Annotated in this window: 23 protein-coding genes; 7 read left to right on the forward strand and 16 right to left on the reverse strand. The window is 33.7% G+C overall.

Annotated elements, in window-relative coordinates; all coding sequences use genetic code 11:
• Window positions 1-37: 37 nt before the first annotated feature.
• The 5 genes from BUB80_RS16380 to rpmB form a co-directional block, all read right to left on the reverse strand.
• Window positions 38-292, reverse strand: coding sequence for a GlsB/YeaQ/YmgE family stress response membrane protein (locus BUB80_RS16380; RefSeq protein WP_073295003.1), 255 nt, complete (start codon window positions 290-292; stop codon window positions 38-40).
• 68 nt (window positions 293-360) lie between these two features.
• Window positions 361-1,314: a signal recognition particle-docking protein FtsY gene (gene ftsY, locus BUB80_RS16385; protein WP_073295006.1), complete on the reverse strand. Its 954-nt coding sequence runs from the start codon at window positions 1,312-1,314 to the stop codon at window positions 361-363.
• 111 nt (window positions 1,315-1,425) lie between these two features.
• Window positions 1,426-1,578: a DUF4295 domain-containing protein gene (locus tag BUB80_RS16390; RefSeq protein WP_002976755.1), complete on the reverse strand. Its 153-nt coding sequence runs from the start codon at window positions 1,576-1,578 to the stop codon at window positions 1,426-1,428.
• A gap of 19 nt (window positions 1,579-1,597) precedes the next feature.
• Complete coding sequence (gene rpmG / locus BUB80_RS16395) at window positions 1,598-1,780, reverse strand: 50S ribosomal protein L33 (protein WP_027373683.1); 183 nt, start codon at window positions 1,778-1,780, stop codon at window positions 1,598-1,600.
• A gap of 3 nt (window positions 1,781-1,783) precedes the next feature.
• Complete coding sequence (rpmB, locus tag BUB80_RS16400) at window positions 1,784-2,026, reverse strand: 50S ribosomal protein L28 (protein ID WP_054511814.1); 243 nt, start codon at window positions 2,024-2,026, stop codon at window positions 1,784-1,786.
• A 241-nt stretch (window positions 2,027-2,267) separates the two neighbouring features.
• On the opposite strand from rpmB, the gene BUB80_RS16405 reads away from it, so the two are divergent.
• On the forward strand, window positions 2,268-4,007 hold the full coding sequence (locus BUB80_RS16405) for a T9SS type A sorting domain-containing protein (protein ID WP_073295009.1): 1,740 nt from the start codon (window positions 2,268-2,270) through the stop codon (window positions 4,005-4,007).
• 304 nt (window positions 4,008-4,311) lie between these two features.
• On the opposite strand, the gene lnt is transcribed toward BUB80_RS16405, so the two are convergent.
• Window positions 4,312-5,946 carry an apolipoprotein N-acyltransferase gene (gene lnt / locus BUB80_RS16410; protein WP_073295012.1) on the reverse strand — a complete coding sequence of 545 codons (1,635 nt, stop codon included), beginning with the start codon at window positions 5,944-5,946 and terminating at the stop codon, window positions 4,312-4,314.
• 55 nt (window positions 5,947-6,001) lie between these two features.
• Here lnt and BUB80_RS16415 point away from each other — a divergent pair, with 55 nt between their 5' ends.
• Window positions 6,002-6,424, forward strand: coding sequence for a VanZ family protein (locus BUB80_RS16415; protein WP_073295014.1), 423 nt, complete (start codon window positions 6,002-6,004; stop codon window positions 6,422-6,424).
• Between the two features lie 9 nt (window positions 6,425-6,433).
• Here BUB80_RS16415 and BUB80_RS16420 read toward each other — a convergent pair whose 3' ends face one another.
• Window positions 6,434-6,787, reverse strand: a complete 354-nt coding sequence (locus tag BUB80_RS16420) for a winged helix-turn-helix transcriptional regulator (RefSeq protein WP_073295017.1) — start codon at window positions 6,785-6,787, stop codon at window positions 6,434-6,436.
• A gap of 95 nt (window positions 6,788-6,882) precedes the next feature.
• On the opposite strand from BUB80_RS16420, the gene BUB80_RS16425 reads away from it, so the two are divergent.
• On the forward strand, window positions 6,883-7,464 hold the full coding sequence (locus tag BUB80_RS16425; RefSeq protein ID WP_073295021.1) for a hypothetical protein: 582 nt from the start codon (window positions 6,883-6,885) through the stop codon (window positions 7,462-7,464).
• Between the two features lie 217 nt (window positions 7,465-7,681).
• Here BUB80_RS16425 and proC read toward each other — a convergent pair whose 3' ends face one another.
• The 9 genes from proC to BUB80_RS16470 all read right to left on the reverse strand — a co-directional run bounded on the left by proC (window position 7,682) and on the right by BUB80_RS16470 (window position 18,698).
• A complete protein-coding gene (proC, locus tag BUB80_RS16430) occupies window positions 7,682-8,485 on the reverse strand; it encodes a pyrroline-5-carboxylate reductase (RefSeq protein ID WP_073295024.1) in 804 nt (267 codons plus the stop codon).
• A 24-nt stretch (window positions 8,486-8,509) separates the two neighbouring features.
• Window positions 8,510-9,076: a hypothetical protein gene (locus tag BUB80_RS16435; RefSeq protein ID WP_073295026.1), complete on the reverse strand. Its 567-nt coding sequence runs from the start codon at window positions 9,074-9,076 to the stop codon at window positions 8,510-8,512.
• An 85-nt stretch (window positions 9,077-9,161) separates the two neighbouring features.
• A complete protein-coding gene (locus BUB80_RS16440) occupies window positions 9,162-10,310 on the reverse strand; it encodes a cytochrome-c peroxidase (protein ID WP_073295029.1) in 1,149 nt (382 codons plus the stop codon).
• A gap of 3 nt (window positions 10,311-10,313) precedes the next feature.
• On the reverse strand, window positions 10,314-11,837 hold the full coding sequence (locus tag BUB80_RS16445; RefSeq protein ID WP_073295032.1) for a DUF6850 family outer membrane beta-barrel protein: 1,524 nt from the start codon (window positions 11,835-11,837) through the stop codon (window positions 10,314-10,316).
• Between the two features lie 23 nt (window positions 11,838-11,860).
• The gene (locus BUB80_RS16450) at window positions 11,861-13,090 is read right to left on the reverse strand and encodes a DUF4876 domain-containing protein (protein ID WP_073295034.1); all 1,230 of its coding nucleotides are present in this window, start codon (window positions 13,088-13,090) and stop codon (window positions 11,861-11,863) included.
• Window positions 13,091-13,111: 21 nt separating this feature from the next.
• Window positions 13,112-15,871, reverse strand: a complete 2,760-nt coding sequence (locus BUB80_RS16455; protein WP_073295039.1) for a TonB-dependent receptor — start codon at window positions 15,869-15,871, stop codon at window positions 13,112-13,114.
• A gap of 116 nt (window positions 15,872-15,987) precedes the next feature.
• Entirely contained in the window at window positions 15,988-17,001 is a 1,014-nt protein-coding gene (gene murB / locus BUB80_RS16460; protein WP_073295042.1) for a UDP-N-acetylmuramate dehydrogenase, read from the reverse strand.
• Window positions 17,002-17,005: 4 nt separating this feature from the next.
• A complete protein-coding gene (locus BUB80_RS16465; protein WP_073295044.1) occupies window positions 17,006-17,482 on the reverse strand; it encodes a hypothetical protein in 477 nt (158 codons plus the stop codon).
• Window positions 17,483-17,492: 10 nt separating this feature from the next.
• A complete protein-coding gene (locus tag BUB80_RS16470) occupies window positions 17,493-18,698 on the reverse strand; it encodes a pyridoxal phosphate-dependent aminotransferase (protein WP_073295047.1) in 1,206 nt (401 codons plus the stop codon).
• Between the two features lie 278 nt (window positions 18,699-18,976).
• On the opposite strand from BUB80_RS16470, the gene BUB80_RS16475 reads away from it, so the two are divergent.
• From BUB80_RS16475 to BUB80_RS16490, 4 genes are all read left to right on the forward strand, one after another.
• A complete protein-coding gene (locus BUB80_RS16475; RefSeq protein ID WP_228433861.1) occupies window positions 18,977-20,707 on the forward strand; it encodes a T9SS type A sorting domain-containing protein in 1,731 nt (576 codons plus the stop codon).
• Between the two features lie 128 nt (window positions 20,708-20,835).
• A complete protein-coding gene (locus BUB80_RS16480; RefSeq protein WP_073295053.1) occupies window positions 20,836-21,291 on the forward strand; it encodes a DUF1801 domain-containing protein in 456 nt (151 codons plus the stop codon).
• Window positions 21,269-21,922, forward strand: coding sequence for a YiiX/YebB-like N1pC/P60 family cysteine hydrolase (locus BUB80_RS16485; protein WP_083547197.1), 654 nt, complete (start codon window positions 21,269-21,271; stop codon window positions 21,920-21,922). Before BUB80_RS16480 ends, BUB80_RS16485 begins: the two co-directional genes overlap by 23 nt.
• Window positions 21,923-22,143: 221 nt before the next feature.
• Window positions 22,144-22,455, forward strand: coding sequence for an NIL domain-containing protein (locus BUB80_RS16490; RefSeq protein WP_073295056.1), 312 nt, complete (start codon window positions 22,144-22,146; stop codon window positions 22,453-22,455).
• The last annotated feature ends 550 nt before the right edge of the window (window positions 22,456-23,005 follow it).

The raw sequence follows: 23,005 nt of genomic DNA on the forward strand, positions 1-23,005 counted from the left end.
AAATCCGGCTTCTTTGTTTTTATCTCTTTATCTATAACTAGCTTTTCTTTGTAGCCATTCCGTAAATCCAGAGGACGATTAATGCTCCACCTACGGCTAATAACATACTTTTGAAATTGAAACTGTCAGCAGTTCCCCATCCTAAAAGGCTCCCTACAAATCCTCCTACAAAAGCTCCAACAATTCCTAAGATGATGGTCATTAACCAACCGCCTCCTTGTGTTCCAGGCATTATCATTTTTGCAATAGCACCTGCAATAAGACCAAATAAGATCCAAGTTAAAATTCCCATAGTTTTAATTTTTAATTGTTAATATTTATGAATGTGTTTTAGTCATTTTAAGAAGGATATGATAAAAATCATCTCTTCTTGAAGAATGAGTCAACAAATTCTGTACCATTAAACAATTGCAAATCATGCATCTTTTCACCAACGCCTATATATTTTACCGGAATCTGGAATTGGTCAGAGATTCCAATCACCACACCTCCTTTAGCTGTACCGTCTAGTTTTGTTACTGCCAAAGCATTTACTTCAGTAGCTGCTGTAAACTGTTTTGCCTGCTCAAAAGCATTTTGTCCGGTAGAACCGTCAAGAACTAATAAGATCTCATGAGGAGCATCAGGAATAACTTTCTGCATTACTCTTTTGATCTTTGAAAGCTCGTTCATTAAATTAATTTTATTGTGAAGTCTTCCTGCTGTATCTATGATAACAACATCTGCTCCCTGAGCTTGGGCACTTTGCACAGTGTCGAAAGCAACAGAAGCCGGATCAGATCCCATATCTTGCTTTACAATAGAAACACCCACTCTTTCACTCCAGATTGTTAATTGCTCAACAGCTGCAGCTCTAAATGTATCAGCGGCTCCCAACACTACTTTTTTACCTTCTGATTTAAATTGATGTGCCAGTTTTCCGATAGTCGTTGTTTTTCCTACACCGTTTACCCCCACAACCATTATTACATAAGGTTTCTTTGAAGTATCAATGTTTCCAGTTCCTGCATGAGGATTTTCTAATAGTAATCCTGAAATCTCTTCACGAAGAATATTGTCCAGTTCACTTACATTTACATATTTATCTCTGGCTACACGTTCTTCAATTCTTTCTATAATCTTGATGGTAGTTGATGCGCCTACGTCTGAAGCGATGAGTATTTCCTCTAAATTATCAAGTACTTCATCATCTACTTTACTTTTGCCGACTACGGCCTTCGTCATTTTTTCGAAGAAACCTTGACTGGATTTTTCTAATCCTTTGTCTAATGTTTCTTTCTCTTCTTTTTTGAAAATGTTTTTAAACCAACTCATATTAGAATTTTGATTGTATATAAGGTGTTGTATTGCCTTTCTTTACAACAAAGATAACAAAAAAACTACCCAAAAGATGAGTAGTTTTTTATATTGTAAATAAAGTGGGAATTATTTTTTCAAATAACCGTCAACTTCGTCTGCATTCATTACTTTTTCTTCGAAAACGTAAGCTCCTGATTTAGAAGACTTCACCATTTTCACGACTTTAGTCATTTTTTTTGACTGTCCGCTTTGTAGGGTTGCTACTACTTTCTTTGCCATGGTAAATTATATTTATAAATTACTTGATTTCTTTGTGAAGGGTAGATCTCTTAAGAACAGGATTGTATTTTTTCAATTCCAATCTCTCTGTAGTGTTCTTTTTATTTTTTGTAGAAATGTATCTAGACATTCCTGGCATACCACTTTCTTTGTGCTCTGTACATTCAAGGATTACTTGAACTCTATTTCCTTTTTTTGCCATGATTTAGTTCTTTTTAATCAATCCGTTTCTAGTGCCTCTTTCAATAGCCTCTTCGATTCCAATCTTGTTAATCACTCTCAATCCATGAGCTGATACTTTCAGTGTTACGTGCTTATCTTGCTCTGGAAGGTAAAATTTCTTCTCTAATAAGTTAATTTCAAAACGACGCTTCGTTTTGTTATTAGCGTGAGAAACGTTGTTACCAACCATTGCACGCTTTCCTGTTATTTGGCAAATTCTTGACATATCTCGATGTTCTTATTTGTATAATATTTGAGGTTGCAAAATAACGAAGAATTTTTTAGATAGGCAAATGTTTTATAAAATATTTACAAATAACTGACTGATTCATAATATTGAATTTATACATAAGAATAATCTTAAGATACCATGGACATTGAGCCTGATAAAATTCATGTGGACTTTATTCTGGATCGAATAATTAATCTTATATCTTTGTTTTTAATTAATCTAAATAAAAATAATAATGAAGAAGATCTATATTTTATTATCAATGCTTCCGATAGGGATTATGGCGCAAACCTTCACTGAGGTTCAGACCAGTATGAGTAATTACTATTATGCGGCCAGTGATATAGGGGATATTGATAATGACGGAGCACAGGATATTGTGGTGAATGGAGCAATAGATTCTGATGGTGACGGAAATGTAGATACCACTTATAATGGAATATATAAAAACAATGGATCTACATTTATTCCTTATGCTGATCTGGGAGCAGATGCAACACATTTGGGAGATATCAAATTCATTGATTATAATAATGATGGCTTGGCAGATATTATTTCTACAGGATTAAGTTATATGGATATTGTAAATTATAAACACTACAGATTCAGAAATACAGGTACAGGTTTTGTGAAAGAAGCTGATCTTAAAGGAAAAATTTATGGTTCCTTAGAAGTTTTCGACTTTAACCATGACGGTTTGCAGGATTATGCATTGAATGGAACTCAATATGTTGATGGAGTAGGATTTGTAAATAAATTAGATTTTTACCAAAATACAGGAAGCAGTTTTCAAGTAACTTCCGGTTGGATGGAAGGTACCCAGAACAGTAGTTTTAAAATGGTAGACCTTAATAACGATCACCTTCTTGATATGGTGATTCTGGGGTATGATGGTAATAGTAATCCCATATTCAAGGTATATTTAAATATGGCAGGAACGTTAACGCTTACTCAAACACTTCCTCCTTTAGCAAGCGGAAAATTAGAGTTTGCTGATTTCAATGCAGATGGCTTTCAGGATGTTGTAGTTTCAGCGCAAGATGAAAACTATAAAGGATATCTTGGAGTCTTAATGAATGATGGAGCTGGGCATTTGACTGCTCAAAATATAAATATTCCTGAAATTTCAGATTCATCGTTGAGTGTTGGCGACTTAAATAATGATGGATATTATGATTTCATTGTATCAGGAAATGACGAAAATAATGATGCTGTGGTAAAAGTTTTCACTTATAGCCCAAGCAATCAAAACTTCACAGAAAATACTACTACTACTACTACTACTACTACTACTACTACAGGTTTGTACAACTTAGGAGGTCCGGGTTTTGTACATCTACTTGACTATAATAATGATCATCACCTCGATGTTCTATTGTCCGGATTTGATTGGGCAGATCCGGCAATGCCTTCATTAACTAAAATTTTCAAAAACGTTTCGTCCGAAACCAATTTAAAACCCGCGCCTCCTACAAACCTGAATGTTACAAAAACGGGGGACAGATTTAATTTCTCTTGGACTGGTGCTTCCGATGATAAAACGCCAGTGAATGCATTGCGCTACGAAATCAAAGTAGGGACCACTCCAGGTGCTCAGAATCTGGCTAAATATGTCGTAACAACACCTTCTTGGTTCTTAGATCTTGATCCGGCAATTCAGAATGTATATTGGAGTGTAAGATCCATAGATGCTTCAAAAGTGTATTCTGATATTTCCACAGAAAATACTTTAGGAACTCAAAATATAAGTTTAGAAAACCAGTTCTCCATTTACCCAAATCCTGCTACAGAAAAGGTATTTATAAAAGGAGATAAAGTCTCAGATATTGAAATGTATTCAATAGACGGAAGGAAACTGAATGTGATGGTAAATAACGATCAGTCGATCAATGTTTCTCATCTTCCAAAAGGAGTTTACATGATTAAATTAAAAATAAAACAACAAGAAACCACCAAAAAACTCATTATTAAATAATTGAACTTTTTCCTTAATCAATGAGAAAAGCCAGACGTCCAGCTGGCTTTTCTTTCTCTACTTTTATTTTAAATGGCGACTCAGAAAAATCTGGGTCGCCATTTTATTTTTTATTAGATGAGAACTGTTTTAAACACAAATGTTCACAAATGTTTTCCACAAATAGCACGAATTTTTATAGTATTTATATCAATAGGAACGGGCTTTAGTTTAATAAAAAAATATCAATCAATTGGCTTTAGCCAAAACTTAAAAAAATATTCACAAACATCTGTGAAAATCTGTGTAATCTGTGGGGAAAAAATTAAGACTTTTTCATTTTATTCTGAACTCTTTTAATCAAGAAATAAAACAACAAGAATCCCAACGCAAAAAATGAAAATCTTGTTAATAAATCTCCACTTCTTGTGTAGAAAGTCTGCGTGTCATACAGATTAATTTTAGCAAATAACGTTGTTTTATCTCCGTAAAAAGTATCTTCTACAATTTCTCCTTTTGCGTTAATATGAGCCGAAATTCCACTGTTGGCAGCGCGGGCAATTTCTCTTCTTGTTTCGATAGCTCTTAATTTTGCATATGATAAAAGCTGCTTGTGGCCTTCGGATACACCCCACCAAGAATCATTGGTCATGATGGCGAAGAAATTAGCTCCTTTTTTTACATAATTGGTTACAAATTCTCCATAAATACTTTCGTAGCAAATGATCGGAGCCATTTTTCCTTTGTTGAATGGATTTGAAAATGCAACCCTTTCTTTATCTATTCCTAATGAAGCAACAGTTCCTCCCAAGTTAAGCATGGCATCCCCTAAAAGTGGTTTTAAAACACTCATGTAAGGGAATATTTCAACACCGGGAACCAATTTTCCTTTGTGATACACTTCTACTTTTTGATTCGGAACAATCTGAACTGCTGAATTGTAACTTTCAACCCAAAGTCCCGGATTAAGTTGGTATGCCTGTATGGGTAAATCTTTGTTGCTTGTATAAAAACGATGGGAAGAAATTCCTGTGGAGAAAACTGCGCCCGGATGTTTTACAAGAAAACTTTTAACATTATTTAAAAGTAAACTCTTTTCAAAAGCAGTTTCAGAAATAGAACCTCTTCCCGGAAGTGCCGTTTCGGGGGCAATATAATAATCAATTTTACCTTTTGAATTTCTTTCTGCAAGGCTTAAAAGGTCATTTTCTATTGTTAAACTGTCAGTTGAATATTTTTCTGCGTAAGGATCAAGGTCAGGTTGAAGCATCAATACATTCACCTGCCCAATTGGTTTTTCATTAAAATTATTGTATTTCACCAATGAAATGATCATTGGGACAACAATTAAAATAGCTACAATAGAGGTGTTGATTATTAAACTCTTTCGTTTTCGTCCTGCTTCCCAAATTCTTAAAGTGTAAAAAATAAGAACATTAATCACCAAGATCCAGAAACTTCCGCCAGTTGCTCCCAGGGTATCATACCACTGAACAAACTTTGGATAATCTGAAAACACATTTCCAAGATTCAGCCAAGGCCAAGTGAGTTCCCAATTCAGATGGAATTTTTCAAAACTCATCCATATCGCTACGAAAAATGCCAGCCCCCAATAGGTTCCCTGCGCATTTTTATACCAGTGATAACATTGAAAAACCAAAGAGTATAATAAGGAATTAACCAACACAGGAAATATAACGGCCATCATAGAATGGCTTCCGTCAGGATTTTTGGCACCATATAGCCAGCCTGTTGTTACAATATTCCAGATGACAAAGCAGAGATAGGAAAGTCCGAAAACCACCCAGCTTTTTCTATTGAAATTGGAAAATTTTGAAACGCCGTGTTCCATCATCAAAAGCGGAACAAGGGCAAAAAATATAAAGAACGGAATTCCGTAAGTTGGCCAGGATATAGACAACAGCATCGCCGAAATGAGCGTAAGTAAAACGTATTTCATTAATTTTATTTAACACACAAATTTAATGTTTTTGAAATGAATAAATTTGCAATTAATGGTAAAGAAAATTTATAAAATATTTATTGTTCCCTACACTTTATTTTTGCTGTATCTGATGTTTTTAGGAATGGGCAGATTTCAGTATGATGAAAATGTTGTGAGAATAAAACCTGTGATATCAACGATAGAGTTTGTTCAGGGAACCATTCGTTGGGAAGATATTATCAGGATTGTTTTAGGAAATATAGTAATGTTTGTCCCTTTTGGTTTTCTAGGCTGGATCTTTCCTAGACTTAGAGATCTGAAAAGTCTTCTCTTTTCCTTTATGTCGGCAATCGTTATTGTAGAAGCCCTCCAGTATTTTACAAGAATGGGAATCTTTGAAACAGACGATGTTATTTTAAATACGTTTGGTGTTTATTTAGGGTTCCTGATCTGTCAGTTTATTGAAAAGAATTATAAACGTTTAGTTTCCTGATTGATTTTCCTAGAGCTTTTCAATAGATTGTAGTCCCATATCTTTCAAGCCCCAATCTTGAATGACCATAATGATAGGCAGGAATGATTCTCCATATTCCGTTAATTTATATTCTACACGAGGTGGAATTTCTGCATATGTGATTTTTTCAATAATACGATCTTCTTCCAATTCTCTTAATTGATTCACGAGCATCTGTTTGCTAATTGTTGGGATAGCTTTTTGAAGCATACTGAATCTATTGACTTGCTTACTAACTCCATATAATATGACCGTTTTCCATTTTCCGCCCGCTTTATTGTAAAAATGGGTGACTGGACAATTATTGGGATTAAAGTCTTTGTTTTTTCTTTTGTTTTCCATTGGTCCAAAAAAATGTACTACAAATGTAAAGAACAGTTGGAGTAAATAACAAGGCAAAAATATTACATTTGTTATAACTAAAAACAAAGTATACAATGGATAAGAAAGGATTATTTGTAGAAGAAATAAAAAAAGAAGCATTAGGCGATTGGAAAAGTATTGCTGTTGAAGTTCGACCAAGTTCATTTAAAAATGAAGATGGAAGCTTGAAACCATTTTACCTAACAAGAGAATTTAGTTATTTACCCGATGATAAATTTCAATTAGAGATTATCAATTATGCAGATGCTTTCGGAAAAATTCCTTTGGTTAAGATGTTGATTAAAGGAGAAGTGGAGTGGCAGGGCGATCATCCCATTGCGGAAGGTGCACAAAAAGTAGATTTTACAGCCAACGAAAGCTATGAAGTTACGCCGTTGATTCTAAATTTTGTAGACGTATTGAATGGTCTGGCTAAAGAAGGTTTTAATCAATGGGAAGTGGGAAAATCACAAAATATTTTCAAGAAATCCTTTGTCCCTTTTGGGTTGAAGGAAGGAGATGTTTTCAAAGAATATGATCTTGTTTACCTTTATAAAGATATGATGTTTTGGGGCGCCAGAAATGTGGATGGAAGAGGTTTTGATACCGAAGAAAATCGTCCAACGAATTTGCAGATTCCGATGGTTAGGAAATAATATTTTTTTGAACCATTAAAATAAAAAGCTTAAATAGGTTTATTACTACTATCCATAAAGTTTGTCATTCCGGAGGAATCTTAACACAGTAATTCACAGAATAATTTTAGCAAAATATGTTTAGATTCCTCTGGAAGTACAAATTGGATATTGAAAAGTATTTTAGTATTTATCTTAAAAATCTTAACTTCTTAATAAAATTTAATGGTTTAAATTTCTATCCATTCAATTCCTTCGCTCGTTTCTCAGCATTTAAAATTCCACTTTTAAGGATCTCTTTGAAATTATTTTCTTCAAAAGTTTTTAATGCAGCTTCTGTTGTTCCGCCTTTGGAAGCAACATCTTTTATCAATTCTTCCAATGTTTTATCTGAATTATTAATCAAATGATAGGCACCTAACATGGTTTGTTGAACGAAAAGTTTAGATAAGTTTTCGTCAATTCCCATTTCCGTTCCCGCTTTTATCATAGCATCTACGATGTAGTAGAAATAAGCGGGGCCGCTTCCTGAAAGTGCCGTTACGCCATCCAGTAAATCTTCATTTTCCAAATAAACCGATCTTCCTGTAGAATTTAATAATCTTTCGATATTAATTAACTGACTGAAAGAAATTCCGTTTGCAGAAGTATACCCTGTAATTCCCATTCCCAAAAGGGTAGGAGAGTTCGGCATTGCTCTTACGACCAATGGATGATTCAATAATTTCTGAATTTTTTCAATCTTAATTCCTGCCATGATGGATAAAACCATTTGGTTTTCCTTTAAGGTAAATCTGAAATTTTCAACAACCGTTTGAAAGTCCTGAGGTTTTACAGCAATGATAATAAGATCAGCATCCAGTTCATCTACATCGTCAAAAATAGAAATTTTAGAACGTGGAAATTCTTCTGATATTTTTAATAATTTAGATTCATTTCTTGTAATAAGATGTAAATTTTCAGGTTTGATCAATTCATACTTTAAGAAAGATTTTGAAAAGGATAAGCCCATATTTCCGGCTCCGAGAATAGCTATCTTCATGTGTGCTTTTGTATTAAAATGAAATTATTCCTCTAAGTATTTTCTAAAGGTTAAAGAATAATTATCATTAAAAGTAATGAATTCTAAATTTTTAAAAGAAATTTTATGTGCTTTTTTATTGAATTTCCCACTTGGGTCGTAATTCTTGATGGTTACAGATTTGTCATTTACCTCTAAAATTTCACCAATTGAAAACAGGTCTTTGTTCTTTTTTGTGCTATCAACGATGCAATGGAAATTTTGTTTTTTTATTGATTTAAACAATGATTCTCCATTTTTTAAAGAAGTATTATCAATAATTTTTTGATTGAATTTTATCAATCCTTCCTCTGAAAATATCTTTTCTGAAATTTTATCAAATCTGTTATGACGTATGCTTGATATTCTTTTATAAGGGATAATCTTAATCCCCGATAAAACAAAATCATACGTTTCCTGAATCATTAAAAAATGATCTGATACGTTAAGAATGAATCCAACAACATAGCCTTCAGGACTTTCTTCCGTAAGATAAATTTTCACATAATTACTTTTAGCAATATGCTTTTGAATCAGTTTTTTAAATTCTTTTTCGGTTAAATCTTTTGCCATGATGATCGTATTTAATTGATTATTTTTTGAATATTAAAAATATCGAATTTTTACCAAAAAATAGATCGTTTGGGAAGATTAATTTTTACTCAACAGGGAATTCAGGTCTCCTCATTTTGTATTTTGTTCCCGACAGCGCTTCAAGAAAAGTAACAAGAGCTTTGGTTTCTTCTTTTGTTAGGCGTAAAGGCTTTAATAAAGGATCGGTCATTGGATATATAGGATCCAGTTGTTTTTTCTCAGGGCTAGGATCTATTTGATGCATTCCGCTGTTGTATATATTTACAACACCTTCCAGATCGTTGAATAATCCGTTGTGCATCCAGGGCTGTGTAAGCAAAAGATCTCTTAGTTGCGGCGTTCTGAATTTACCCACATCTTCTGTTTTTTTAGTGATTTCATACAGTCCAAGATCCTGGTATTTTTTCTTGTAATACGTCAATCCAATATTGTGGAAAGATTCATCGGTAAGGTATTGTCCGTTATGGCAATTCATACAACGGGCTTTCGTTCTGAAAATATGCATGCCGTAAATTTCTTCATCAGACATGGCGTTGTATTTTCCTTCTAAAAATCTATCGAATCGGCTTGGCTGACTTTTAATGGTTTTTTGGAAATCGGCGATGGCTTGTACAATTCTGTCATACGTTACTTTGTCTGTTCCAAACGCTTTTTTGAAAAGTTCTTTGTATCCTTTTACGGCCTGTATTTTTGCGGGTAAGGTTTTTACGTCCATGGCCATTTCGTGATGGGCACTCAATGGGCCTGCAGCTTGCTCTTCTAATGTTTTTGCTCTTCCGTCCCAGAAAAAAGACTGGCGTTCTGAAATGTTATAAAGTGAAATGGTATTTCTGTTTCCTTGTAAATGATCATTCCCCAGTGCTACACGCCTGCGGTCTGCCCATCCCATTTCAGGGTCGTGGCATGAGCTGCAAGAAACTTGACTTGATTTTGACAATTTAGGATCGAAGAACAGCATTTTCCCTAATATAACATTAGGTTTATCTTGATTTGCAAAGAAAGCTGTGTCATTTTTAATAGGAGCGAATTCGTTCCATTGTACTCCGTAATCGATATTTGGTTTGGGCCAGTCAGTGATTGCTTTTTTATAGCTTTTTACAATGTCTTCAATGGTCGGATCCTGAATGTTTGATAAATCCTGATTGACCTTTGGTGTAAAACTCCATAATAACAATAAAACCAATCCTAAAACCCAATATATACCTCTTCTCATTCCCTAAAATGTTATTCCTATGCTTGCGCCTGCAAAATTATTGTTTTTCTTTTGAATTTTTTGTGATTGATACTGTGCACTTACAAAGAATGCAGGCAGTTTTTTCAGTTTTAAATCATATCGTAATGATGCTCCAAATGTGGTAATATCACTTGCCTGAAACAAATAATCATGAAATATCCATTCAGCAACAGCCGCATTTCCTGTGGCAGCTAATGCGTTAATAGATTTGTTGACAACTCTTTTTGAAAAATAAGGCTGAAAACTTAAGACCTGATTTTCTTTAATCTGCTGTTTATAATCTGCATTGATTCCGAAATAAGAATATTCAAATTTTTGTCCTGAATTAGGATATAGTCTTCTTTCTTTAATCTCTTCATATCCATAAAATGGAGTAGCCGTGATAGAAAAATGGTCTTGATTGTATTGATAGAAACCTTTTATCGTAGTTACATAATCTTCTTTACGGTAAGATTTTCTTTTGAAAATTTGTGTTATAGTTGTGTTGTTAAGAGAATAACCGTACTCTGAACCTGTTCTGATAGAAGCAGTATAATTTGCTAGAAGACCGATACGATTTTTTTCATTTAGATTGAAAAATTTAGCGCCTTCAAACTCAAAGTTTTTGTTTTCTAAATCTGAAAGATCAAAATTTGAACTGGAAGTATTATATGTTTTTATGATATTTGACCTTCCGATAGCTGCGTGAAGATAAAAATCTCTACCTTGTTTGTTGGATATTTGCATCCCTCCTTTGTAGCCAAATTCTTCAAAAGCTGAGTTGGGATTGAGATCTCCATTAAATAAATAATTAGAGAGCCCAAGACCTGTCATCTGGTAAACGTAAGGCCTTCCTAATAAACTTTGAAAAGTAATTGTATTGTTCTGTGTATACTTATTAAATTCACCAAAAACACCTACTTCATATTGTCTGAAAACGTTGTAGTTTACCCCTGCATTCAAACGTAAATCAGAAGTTGTACTCTTTAATCTTGGATCTTTTGAACGATATCCAAGTTGCGCCGAATAATTCAACTGAGCTCCTACTGTCCAACGATTCATCTTTTGTACATAGCCCCCAGCGAATTGATAGCGCTCGAGATTTAATTTTCCTCCAACAGAATCTGCGGTTGTATATGGTGAAATACGATCATAATCTAGATTTTCACTCCATTTGTTGGCGCCGTTTTTTAGGTTTTGATAGCTTGCGCTTCCCCAGACAAAACGGTTAGGTTTTAGTTTCTGAAAAGATTTAGCTTCAACAGTTAATCCTTTATCCCCTTTTCCTAATTGTTGACGGTAAACTTTTTCATCATTGTTATGATATCCAACGTTGAATTCTGAGAATGAAGAAGAACTATAACCCGACATGGAAGCCGGATTATAGTAATATTTGGTTTTAAAATTTCTCTCTACGTTGTATTGGTTGCTGATGGTCTTAAAAAGACTGAGGCTATCCTGAGCTTTTAAAGAAAATGAACTTAAGGTTATCAATAATAAATAGAAAGACGTTTTTATATTTAGCATAATTTATTGTAATAATTCAGTATTTATTGTGGATGTACAATACCGTTTTTTAAACTTGGCTCAGAATCTTTTACAAAGTCATTTGAAGAATTATTGGTATCCATATAAATGTTTTTACCATTTTCTGTTCCAGATACTTTACGTCTTACAGATTTTCCGTAACGAGCGGCATCATTGTCAATTGTTCCAACAGAAGTCCATCCTCCATCAATACTTGCAGAAGTAAGGGTATGAATGAATTTTGTAGGAATACTGTTGTTTACCCCATCAATAATCCAAGAATTCGGGATTGAATAAGCACTTTTTGAAGTTATACCTCCCGCACTGTTTAGATAAGTGTAATCATATTTGCGGCCGGTTAAGAATGTAGTTTCATTTTCTCCAACAGGAAAACGCGCGATAACATAACTTTCAAACCCTCTGTTGTGTAAAAAGAACATGTTATACGTCATCTGAGAATAGATAACTTTAACATTTGGTACATCAGGATTATCAACCTGTCCTAAAGTAGGGTTTGTTGAAGGAAACTCGAAGTTGGCATTATGTAAATCATAAGCTGTGCTTGTATTTTGTTTATGATTGATTGCATTATCAGCAATGACAAGGAAGTCACCTGGTTTTATAGGGTAATCAGTTCCTGCGCCAGGCAATACCATTACCCCTTTTACAGGAAATGCTAAGTTTGTATTATATGGAGTGGGATTTTTATCATCTGTGGTAAGGAATTCTGACTGCGCAAGAATCAATCTATCTGCATATAATATCTTGTTTGTGTTATTCGTTAATTTAAAATAGCGACTTGAGTTATAATTCTTGTTATCTGTAGTTTTTACTCCTGTAAAGAAAACTTCTTCAATAATAAAATCATCATGGAATCTTTTAATAATTAAAGGAATGGTAAGATTGGTAACTGGAGATGTTAAATCTGTTTGTGCTGAAGCGCCTGCTTGCAATTCTTCATTACTCGCAATTACAATACCATTTACTGAAATTTTATATGATCCGTAAGGCAGCGGAAAAGAAAACGCGCTAGTGTTCTGAATTGTTTTCTTGTTGATAGCTCCTGTGTTAACTTCCTTAATCTCGATGTCTAAAGTTTGATAAGAGGTAATATTCTCTCCGGAAAAATTTAAAGTTAACACTCCGTTTTGGGTAGCCGTTGCTCCAAAATCATCATCACTAGAACATGATGTCACAGTAAATGTTGTTGTCATTATTGCTACTAAACTTAATAGTAAAACTCTTTTCTTCATGTTATTTTCTTTTGATATATATTAAAAATTGTAGTTTAATTCCATTCCAAAATATGGAGTGTTGGCTCCTTTTCTGTAAACTCTTGTATTATTAAAAGTATAAGGTGCACTATAGTTGAAAAGTCTGTTGACAAACATTGACGTTTTTAAAGACTTATAAATACTCTTTGTAACCTTAAGATTTCCGTTAATACTAAAGGTGTATAATGTTGGTAAATTATCAGTAATTGAAACATTTCTTACCAACCATTGTTTGTAAATATCTGTTCTGTCTGCATCTGTAAAAGGATGTATTACTCCATCAATTCCATAGTAAGAAATAGGCTCCGGAATTCTTTGATCATTTCTTCGATGGTCATATAAACTTCCTTGGAAAGAAGCTGAAACTGTAAGGTCTAAGCTAGGTAAATACGTATCAATAAAAAGATTATAATTCACGTTTGAATTCATATAACCATCGTCATTTTGATAAATTCCGTAGTAAGGAAATCCGTCTTCTCCGATAGATTTTAGAGGTGCTTCTACAACAGCAATTGTGTTTCTATATTGTGTTTTGAACCAAGCTCCTGTGAATGTAAATCTCGTGTTGATTGCCTTGATTCTGGGAGAAGTATATCCAAATTCAATTCCTTGTTTCAAAGTTGCACTTCCGTTTTCATTAAGAGAATAAGATCCGTAAGCATGTTTTACAACATAATCTACATTGGTGAGATCCGGTCCATTAGGAGTCCATTGTGAAAGGTCTATCTGTGATTGGTCATATTGTTTGTAATCATGAATAGCCGTGTGAAGCATATTACGGAAGCCATTAGTCATGTCTTCTTTAAAATAAGTAATAAAAAAATCATTGTTTCTGTAACTTAAATCTAAACGGATTTCTTTCTTAATACTTTTTGCAGCTTCAATTTCTTTATTTTCTCTCGATTGTACATAGGTCATGAAATTTACATATCGATATTGTGCGTCATTATTGTAATAATTTAACTGTGTGTAATCCCAATATTGTTTATTCGGGTAAAGCATTCCTAAAGTCGGCTGTTTATAGAACTGTCCATATCCTAATGTAACATCCGTTTTCAAAGGAAAATTATTGATCATTAAATGAGGTAAGCTATATTGTAAATTCAATCTTGGTTCTGTGAAAACTTTTTTGCTTATTGCGTAAGAATTATCAATGCCTAAATTTTTAGATACTCTCAAACCTGCGTAAAGCGTGAATTTATGTTGATTGATTGCATAGCTCATTTGGTCTCCTGCAAAAGCAGCTAATAAATTGGATGCCGGAATATCATTAAAAGCTCTAGGTCTTTGTATTCCTGATGCTGCAGAGGGTGGTGTTCTCATATCATAGACTAACCCATTCCCATTATTTTTAGAATATCTCCAGTCGAGCCCTGCTTCATAATCATGAGTAATTCCTGCTATTCTTTTTGTACCATTTGTTTTGAAAAGTACCGTTATATCTAAAGGTTTTCCTTCTGTTGAAAACTCTGTAACATATCGTAAATCTGGAAAGAAGCCAACATTTTCTCCTTGATCGTAAGCTAAAGAGAAAGAACGTGGACCGGATAACTGTACAAGTTTTCTTTGTTCAATTTTTTCAAATCCTGCCCGAATAGATGTATTCAAAGTGGCTTTGTTAAAGAATGCAGCCTTATCTAAGTGGTAAATAAAATTATTAGCAAAACTTATTTTCTTGTTATTAGATTCATAGTTGTCTATATCAGTGTATCCATTATCCGGATCGTATTTTTTAGTATCAATATTGGTTGAAAAATCGATGTTTGATTTCCATTCTAATGTTCTTGACCAAAGTGTTGAAATCTTTTTGGAACGAAGGGAAGCTGTAATACGTTGATAGTTTTCAAAATCATCCGTTGGGGTAGCTTTTGAATCTAAGAAATCTGCACTGGCGCTTATTTGCCATTTATCATTAATTTTAAAACCTTTTCCTACATAATATTGTTTACTGAAGCCGTCTGCTTTGAATCTTGCCTGCAAAGGAGATTGTCCAATTTTACGCTCAATTTTAATCAATCCTGATGTTAGATCTCCATAGGCTGCTGAAGGAATACCTCGAATAATTTCTACTTTTTCAATGTCGTTTGTAGAAATTGTTCGCATATCAATTCCTGAGTAAGCGGTTTCCCTACCTTTTACAGCTTCTGAAAACTGCTTGTTGTCTACAGAAATTTGCATTTCGGCATTGGAGTTAATGATATTGTCATCAATCATAAACTGTACTCCAAGCGAGGATGTTTTGTACTCGTTACCACTATAACCTCCTGTATTTTCACGAAGAGTAGGTCTGTTTACTCCGCTTAAGTTAGGTACTTTTGCCAATCCTCCCGGAAGAAGTTCCATTAAATCTGTAAAACTTGAAGGCTGCAAATGCTGCATCGCTTCTCTGTCAATAACAGATTTTGTGGTTAAGCCTTTTCCTTCTTTAGAGAATATAACAACCTCTTCAAGCTTGTTTACGGGTTGAAGTTGGAAGGTTATGTTTTTTTGACTTGATGGAGAAAGATTGATTTCTTTTTCCTGATAATTGGGATGAACAATTCTTATATGATGTTTTCCGGTTCCTGAAGGTAAAGAAATGGTAATATTACCATTATTATCAGTCGTTAAAGTAGAGTTATCTACAATGATAGTTGCACCTTTAAGTGCTTTTTTGTTTTCGTCTTGAACAGTAAGGTTCAATTGCGATTGGTCTTCCTGAGCGTAAGCAAGCTGTGTTCCACCTAGTAATATAATAGCAATTGATAAATATTTGATCATTCTTCTTTGTTCTAAATAAAGCAGTGCAAAAGTAGCACTTTATTTAGAATAAATAAAAATAATTAATAAAAATCAGAAAATAACTTGTGAAAAATTTACATAATAATTCTTAAAATTTATATAATATTCACTTCTCTCTCCAGTTCTATGCCAAATTTTTCGTTAACAGAATGGATGATTTTTGTGGAAAAATCGAAGATTTCTTTTCCGGTAGCATTTCCGGTAGCGTTGATGATCACCAAAGACTGCAATGGGTGAGAAGCAACATTTTCAATTTGTTTTCCTTTCCAGCTGCATTGTTCAATCAGCCAGCCGGCAGGAACTTTAACGAATTCTCCGTTGGGATATCCTTGGATATTCTCAAATTTATCTTTCAATTCTTCAAATTGAGCTAAAGGAATGGTGGGGTTTTTAAAGAAACTTCCTGCATTTCCGGTAACTTTAGGATCTGGAAGTTTACTTTGTCTGATGTTGATTACAGCTTTTGAAACATCCTGAATCGTTGGATTTTCAATACCTAATTTCTCTAATTCAGATTTAATCGCTCCATATTCAGTTTTAATAATATGATTCTCTTTTGTTAATTTAAAAGTAACTTCCAAAATCACATATTTTCCTTTGCCTTCCTGCTTGAAAATAGAATCTCTGTAACCGAATCTGCATTTTTCGATATCAAAAACTTCAACCTCTAAGGTTTCTAAGTTTAAAACTTTACAGTTAACAAAAACGTCTTTAATCTCTGTTCCGTAAGCTCCGATATTCTGCATTGGTGAAGTTCCTACATTTCCGGGAATCAGGGAAAGGTTTTCTAGTCCACCATAATTTTTTTCTAAAGTATACATCACAAGCTCATGCCAGTTTTCTCCAGATTGCGCCGTAACTAAAATAGTATTTTCTCCAGATTGATTTTCTGTAATTCCTTTTAGATTAAGTTTAATCGCTAATCCGTCAAAATCTTTTGTCAACAAAATATTGCTTCCACCTCCTAAAAATAAAAGTGGGAGAGATTGAGCGTTGGAGAATTTTAAAGCATCTTTTAATTCTTCAATTGAATGTACTTCAATAAAATATTTTGCATTGGCTTCTACGCCAAAAGTATTGTAGGGTTTAAGAGAAAAATTTTCTTGCATGGGTTTATTGGTATTCTTTTGGGAGAATTTTTTCTACTTGATCTTTGAATGCTTGCAACTGTCTATAATAAATGGTGTCATTATAAGAGTTTAAATAAAAGTAAGATTTTTGAGATGTCTTAATCTGGAAACTTTCATCAGCTCCGTCTATAGGCTGAATACTTTCAGAACTTTTTATTTTACCAAGCGTTTTAGGATCAATTGTTGAGGTCAATTTTTTCCAGGTTTCTGGGGTGATGGCAGAATTCCGTTGTTTGTGGATATTCTTTGTGGAAATACCTTGTGGGAGTTTAATAGAATCTTTCGAAACGTTAATGATCTTGTAGTATCCTAATTTCCCACCTACCATTGATACGTTGATGGATGTGATCTCATTTGGCTTTTCATTAACCTTTTCGTTTTCTTTCTTGCATGAAAAAAATATCAGCAATAAAAATGTTGAAAATAACATCTTCAAACGATTGATCTTTATTGCTGACATCTTTTAATAATTAAAGGTTGAACTCTAATTTATATTGTTGAAGAGCATTTTTTAAAATTTCAACACTCTTTCTTAAGTCTTCTTCGTTTAAGACGTAAGCAATTCTTACTTGTTTTTTTCCTAATTCAGGATTGCTGTAGAATCCTCCTGCTGGCGCCACCATAATGGTTTCGTTGTTGAAAGAATATTTTTCTAGCAACCATTGTGCAAACTTTTCTGTATCATCTACAGGAAGTTCAGCTACACAGTAAAATGCACCTTTAGGTTTAGGGCATATTACACCAGGAATAGCATTAAGTAAATCAACTAAAACGTTTCTTCTGTGTGTGTATTCTTCTCTTACCGCTCTAATGTATGCTCCGTCATTTTGGTGAGCTGCGGTTGCTGCAATTTGTCCCAATAAAACAGGGCTCAATCTTGCCTGTGCAAAAAGCATAGCTGCATCATGAATTTTTTTAGAACGGGTAAGCAAACATCCGATTCTTACACCGCACATAGAGTAACGCTTAGATTCAGAATCAATGATGATACAGTTTTCGCTTAATTCAGGAAAAGCAAGCATTGAAACTTGTTGCTTTCCATCATAAACATATTCTCTGTAAACCTCATCAGAGATTACAACGATGTCGTATTTTAAAGCAATTTCTGCTAATTTTTGAAGTTCTTCACGAGTGTAAAGATATCCTGTTGGATTTCCAGGGTTACAGATAACGATTGCTCTTGTTTTCTCTGTAATTTTTTTCTCAAATTCTTCAATCGGAGGAAGGGCAAAACCTGTCTCAATAGTTGAAGGTACTGCCACTACATTTACATTGAATGTACTTGTAAAGCCGTTATAGTTAGCGTAATAAGGTTCAGGAATGATTACCTCATCACCATCATCACATAAGGTTGAGATAGCGAAGTTTAATGCTTCAGAACCTCCGTTGGTTACGATGAAATTATCAGGCGTAAGATCTGTAAAATCTAATGAATGATAATACTCTGTAAGCGCTTTTCTGTATTCTATATTTCCTTCAGAAAGTGCATATTCTAATACTTTTAAATCAATGTTTTTTAAAGCATTTAAAGCCGTTTCCGGAGTTTCAATATCAGGTTGTCCGATATTAAGGTGGTATACTTTTATTCCTTTTTGTTTTGCTTTTAGGGCAAAAGGAACCAGTTTTCTTACCGGCGAAGGCGGCATGTGTTGTGCTCTGTTTGAAATATTAGGCATTGTTCAAAAAATTTGTATGACAAAAATAAGATTTAATTCTTCAATAATAAAATTATGAATAAAGGCTTCTGTGGTGAATTGTTTAATTAGTTGGTTTTTTAGTTTTATGATAGCGAATAATCTTGATTGTGTTCTATTTTAGGTTTAAATATGTAATATTAAATTTTAATTTTTAATGTGTATTTGGTGTTTTTTGATGCTTTTTATTTTAAATAATTATATAAAAATATGTTTTGTGTTGTTTTTTTATTAAATTTATGACCACAAAACTAATTAATATGAAAGCAAAGCTATTTTTTGGAGCTTTAAATATTGCTGCTCTTTTCTCTGCATCAGTGATGATGGCGCAAAATTTTCAAACAATGCCGATACAATCTGGTTATACTGCGGATGTAATCGCTAACGGGATAGGATCGGCAGCGATTTCTACAACAACAGATGTAGATGGAGTTTCTTTTGCATTTGTAGCGAGAGATTATCAGTTAACATCATCCAGCGCTCCAATGACCTATGGGATACCTGCTAACGGAACAATCAATTCAGTAATTGCTTCCACTCCGGGATTAAGTTATCAATTGGCAGATCTTAGCTCGAATAATTCTCTAAAACTTGTTGCTACATCTCTAAGCGGAACTTTAGTGTTTGCTACACCTAAGGCAGCTACCAAATTATATATGCTGTCTACAAGTGGTAGCGGTTCTTCATCTGTTGAGGTTAAAGTTAACTTTACAGACAATTCAAGTCAGACTTTTTCGGGGGTAAATCTTTCGGATTGGTATGATGGGGCTAATTTTGCGATTCAGGGAATTGGAAGAATTAACAGAACCAATAATGTTTTAGAATCCAGTACTACCAATCCTAGATTGTACCAGTCTTTATTTGCTATAGATGCCGCAAATCAGGCAAAACCTATACAAAGTGTAACAGTAACGAAAACTGCAGGATCAGGGGTTCCTAATATTTTTGCTTTTTCGGCTGATGCATATTCGGATTGTGGAGTTCCAACGTTGCAAGCTGTGGGCACTCTTACTTCTAGTACTGCTCAGGTTTCTTGGACAGTTCCTACAAGTACACAGGCTTCAAATTACGAAATCTATTATAGCACAACCAATACGGCTCCTACAACTGGCACGACGCCAACAATTGCAGGGATTTCAGGAACAAGTACTATGATTGATAGCTTATCTCCAAATACAGTATATTATTATTGGGTAAGAACAAAATGTAATAATTCAACAGGACAAAGTGTATGGTCCTTTTCAGGTAACTTCAAAACACTGTGCGGTACGATAACTACGATGTTTGAGAATTTTGATTCTTATGGTACAGGAAATATAGTTCCGGACTGTTGGGTAAGATTGGCAGGCACAGGCAGTCAGACAATTGCATCAGCTACACCAGCTTCCGGTACCAGAAATCTTTATCAGTATACAAGTGCTGCTTCTACGCCTACCACAGTAATTCTTCCTGTGTTTAGTAATATTAGTGCAGGAACCCATAAATTAAGACTTAAAGCCAGAGTGACAACCACTGCCGGAGGTACTCTAAATGTAGGATATGTTACCAATATTGCAGATACCAATAGTTTTGTTTTATTACAGGCGCTATCAATTACGAATACTACCTATACAGATGCGAATTCAGAATATACAGTAATTGTTCCTTCTTCAGTTCCTGCGAATGCAAGACTGGCAATAAAAAGTTCGAATGATGCAAAAACGTATTATTGGGATGATGTATATTGGGAGGCTGCTACCTTAGCAACAGCTGAGGTTAATGGTAAAAAATCTCTTTCTCTACACCCTAATCCATTTAGAGAAGTATTATATATTTCTGATATGAAAGAAGTGAAATCTATAACAATTAATGATGTTTCAGGAAGAGTGGTAAAACTTATTGATAATCCTGGAAAAGAACTTAATCTGAGTATGCTGAATTCAGGACTGTATTTGGTATCTATTACTTTCAAAGACGGTTCAAAATCAATTACAAAAATTATCAAGCAATAATCAATTTTTAGACTTAAACAGGAAGGCAGTTATATGAAAGTATAGCTGTCTTTTTTATTTGCATTAAATTTTGTAATACATGATTCATATAAATGTTGTTATTTTGGGAATTCGAAAATTAATAGACAATGCAAATTCAAGCAGATTCTGTAGAAGATTATATCTCCAAGATTCCCGAAGAAAGACAGGAGGTTTTCAGAAAAATATTTAATGTAGTTAATGATAATTTACCACAGGGTTTCAAAGAAAATATCAGCTATGGAATGGTAGGTTGGGCAGTTCCGTTAGAGACGTATCCTGCCGGTTATCATTGTACGCCGGGGTCACCGCTTCCGTTTATGTCATTAGCTTCTCAGAAAAATTTTATTGCATTATACCACATGGGAATCTATGCAAAACCAGAATTGTTGGATTGGTTTGTAGCTGAGTTTCCAAAATATTCTAAGAGAAAATTAGATATGGGAAAATCATGCATTCGTTTTAAAAATATGGATGATATTCCTTTTGAATTATTAGCTGAGGTGAGCAAAAAAATGACTTTACAAGACTGGATTTCTATTTATGAGACACAATTTAAAAAATAATTACTTATTTAAAATACTTGCCGTTTTTGTTTTGATGCTCTTATCAGCTTGTAAAAATTCGGTAGTTTCAGATCTGAAAAAAGGTGACCTTCTTTTTGTGACGGCAAAAGAAACCGGATTATCGGGTGCCATTAATAATGTGACCCAAAAACAGAAAAGTGCATCTTTTGATCATATCGGAATTTTAGAAAAGAAAGGAAATGAAGCATTTGTTCTTCATGCAGCACCAAAAGGAGGCTCGCAAAAACAAAGTTTAAAAGATTTTCTAAAAGATCAGGCGAATGACGGACAAAGAGTAGTGGTGTATCGTCTAAAAACAGAATATCAAAATACGATTCCTGCAGCCATTCAAAAAGCAGAAGGAATGTTAGGTAAACCCTATAATTTCAATTATATTTTAGATGAAAACTCTTATTACTGTTCAGATTTTATTGAAAGAGCATTTAGGAAAGATCATATCTTTAAATTGGAACCGATGACTTTCATTGATCCAAAAACAGGTAAAACCAATGAGTTTTGGGAGCAATTCTATCAAAAGAAAAATCTTAAAGTTCCGGAAGGTGAATTAGGTTGCAATCCCAACGGATTAGCTGCATCAGATAAATTGGAAAGAATAAAGGAATTAAAATAATCGAAATAACGGTACTCATATCAATAGGAACGGACTAAAGTCCGTTTTTTTATGGATAAAATTCAAAAGGGTTCTCGCTAAAAATTACTAGCAAAGAAAATAAATTGAAAATTATTAGTCTACTAATTTGGTGGACTAATAATTTTTTATATTTTTGTCAAAGATTTAAACAAATGAAATGAGTTAAGTCAAGACAAGTCTAACCAAAAAAATATTTAGTTATGATTACACCAAATCCAACTGTGCAGGTTTTACCCAAAAGAATCAGCCTGCCTAAAAAAGAATTGATACTTGAAATAGAATTAAATGGGAAAATGAAATTCGAACATGTAATGAATACTATTTATCATCAGTTCGGAATTTGTCACAGGGTGTTATCAGCTAATGTGGAATATGTGAATGGCTATAGCTTTGGTTCAGTACAATTATATATTAATGTAAATTCAGAAGAATATCAGGAACTTGAGTTCTTTCTGAATAAAAATAAACTTTTAAATACGACTGTAGAATATCTCTGCAGAAAGTATTTTTAGGGGAGGTTCATATAGTTTTAATTACGAAAGTGTTCAGTTTTTACTGAGCGCTTTTTTTATTGAATTCTAAATTTTTATTCTGATAGCAAAAGATTAACGCAAAGGTTATGAATAGTTTTGCTTTATTTTAAGTGAGCAAAGTGATGCGACTTCGTCGCTGATGAAGCTGTTACCTATTCATACGCTTCGACGAATTAATGAAGTTGATTCTATCCTTTGCTTCCTGAAAATATGCATAATGAAGCTAAAGCTTTGCATTAGAAAAACACGTTATCAGTACATTATCTTTTTAATCAAAAAAATGCATAAAGAATGTTCTTTAGATAAAGAACCTGTTTAAACTAATTAAAAATTTAACCGCAAAAGAATCAAAAGCTATCGTTGATTTATTAAGGATTGGTTATTGAGAAAGCAAAAGTATACCAAAGAATAATATTTCGACTCCGCTCAATATGCAAAGATTTTTAAAAACTTATGTGCTCTTATTTGTAGCCTAATGCTCAACTTAAAGTGACTAATTTGTTAATCTTTTGTCACTTTTGCGGTTAAA

The sequence above is a fragment of the Chryseobacterium polytrichastri genome, assembly GCF_900142445.1.
GTDB classification, from domain to species: Bacteria; Bacteroidota; Bacteroidia; order Flavobacteriales; family Weeksellaceae; genus Chryseobacterium; species Chryseobacterium polytrichastri.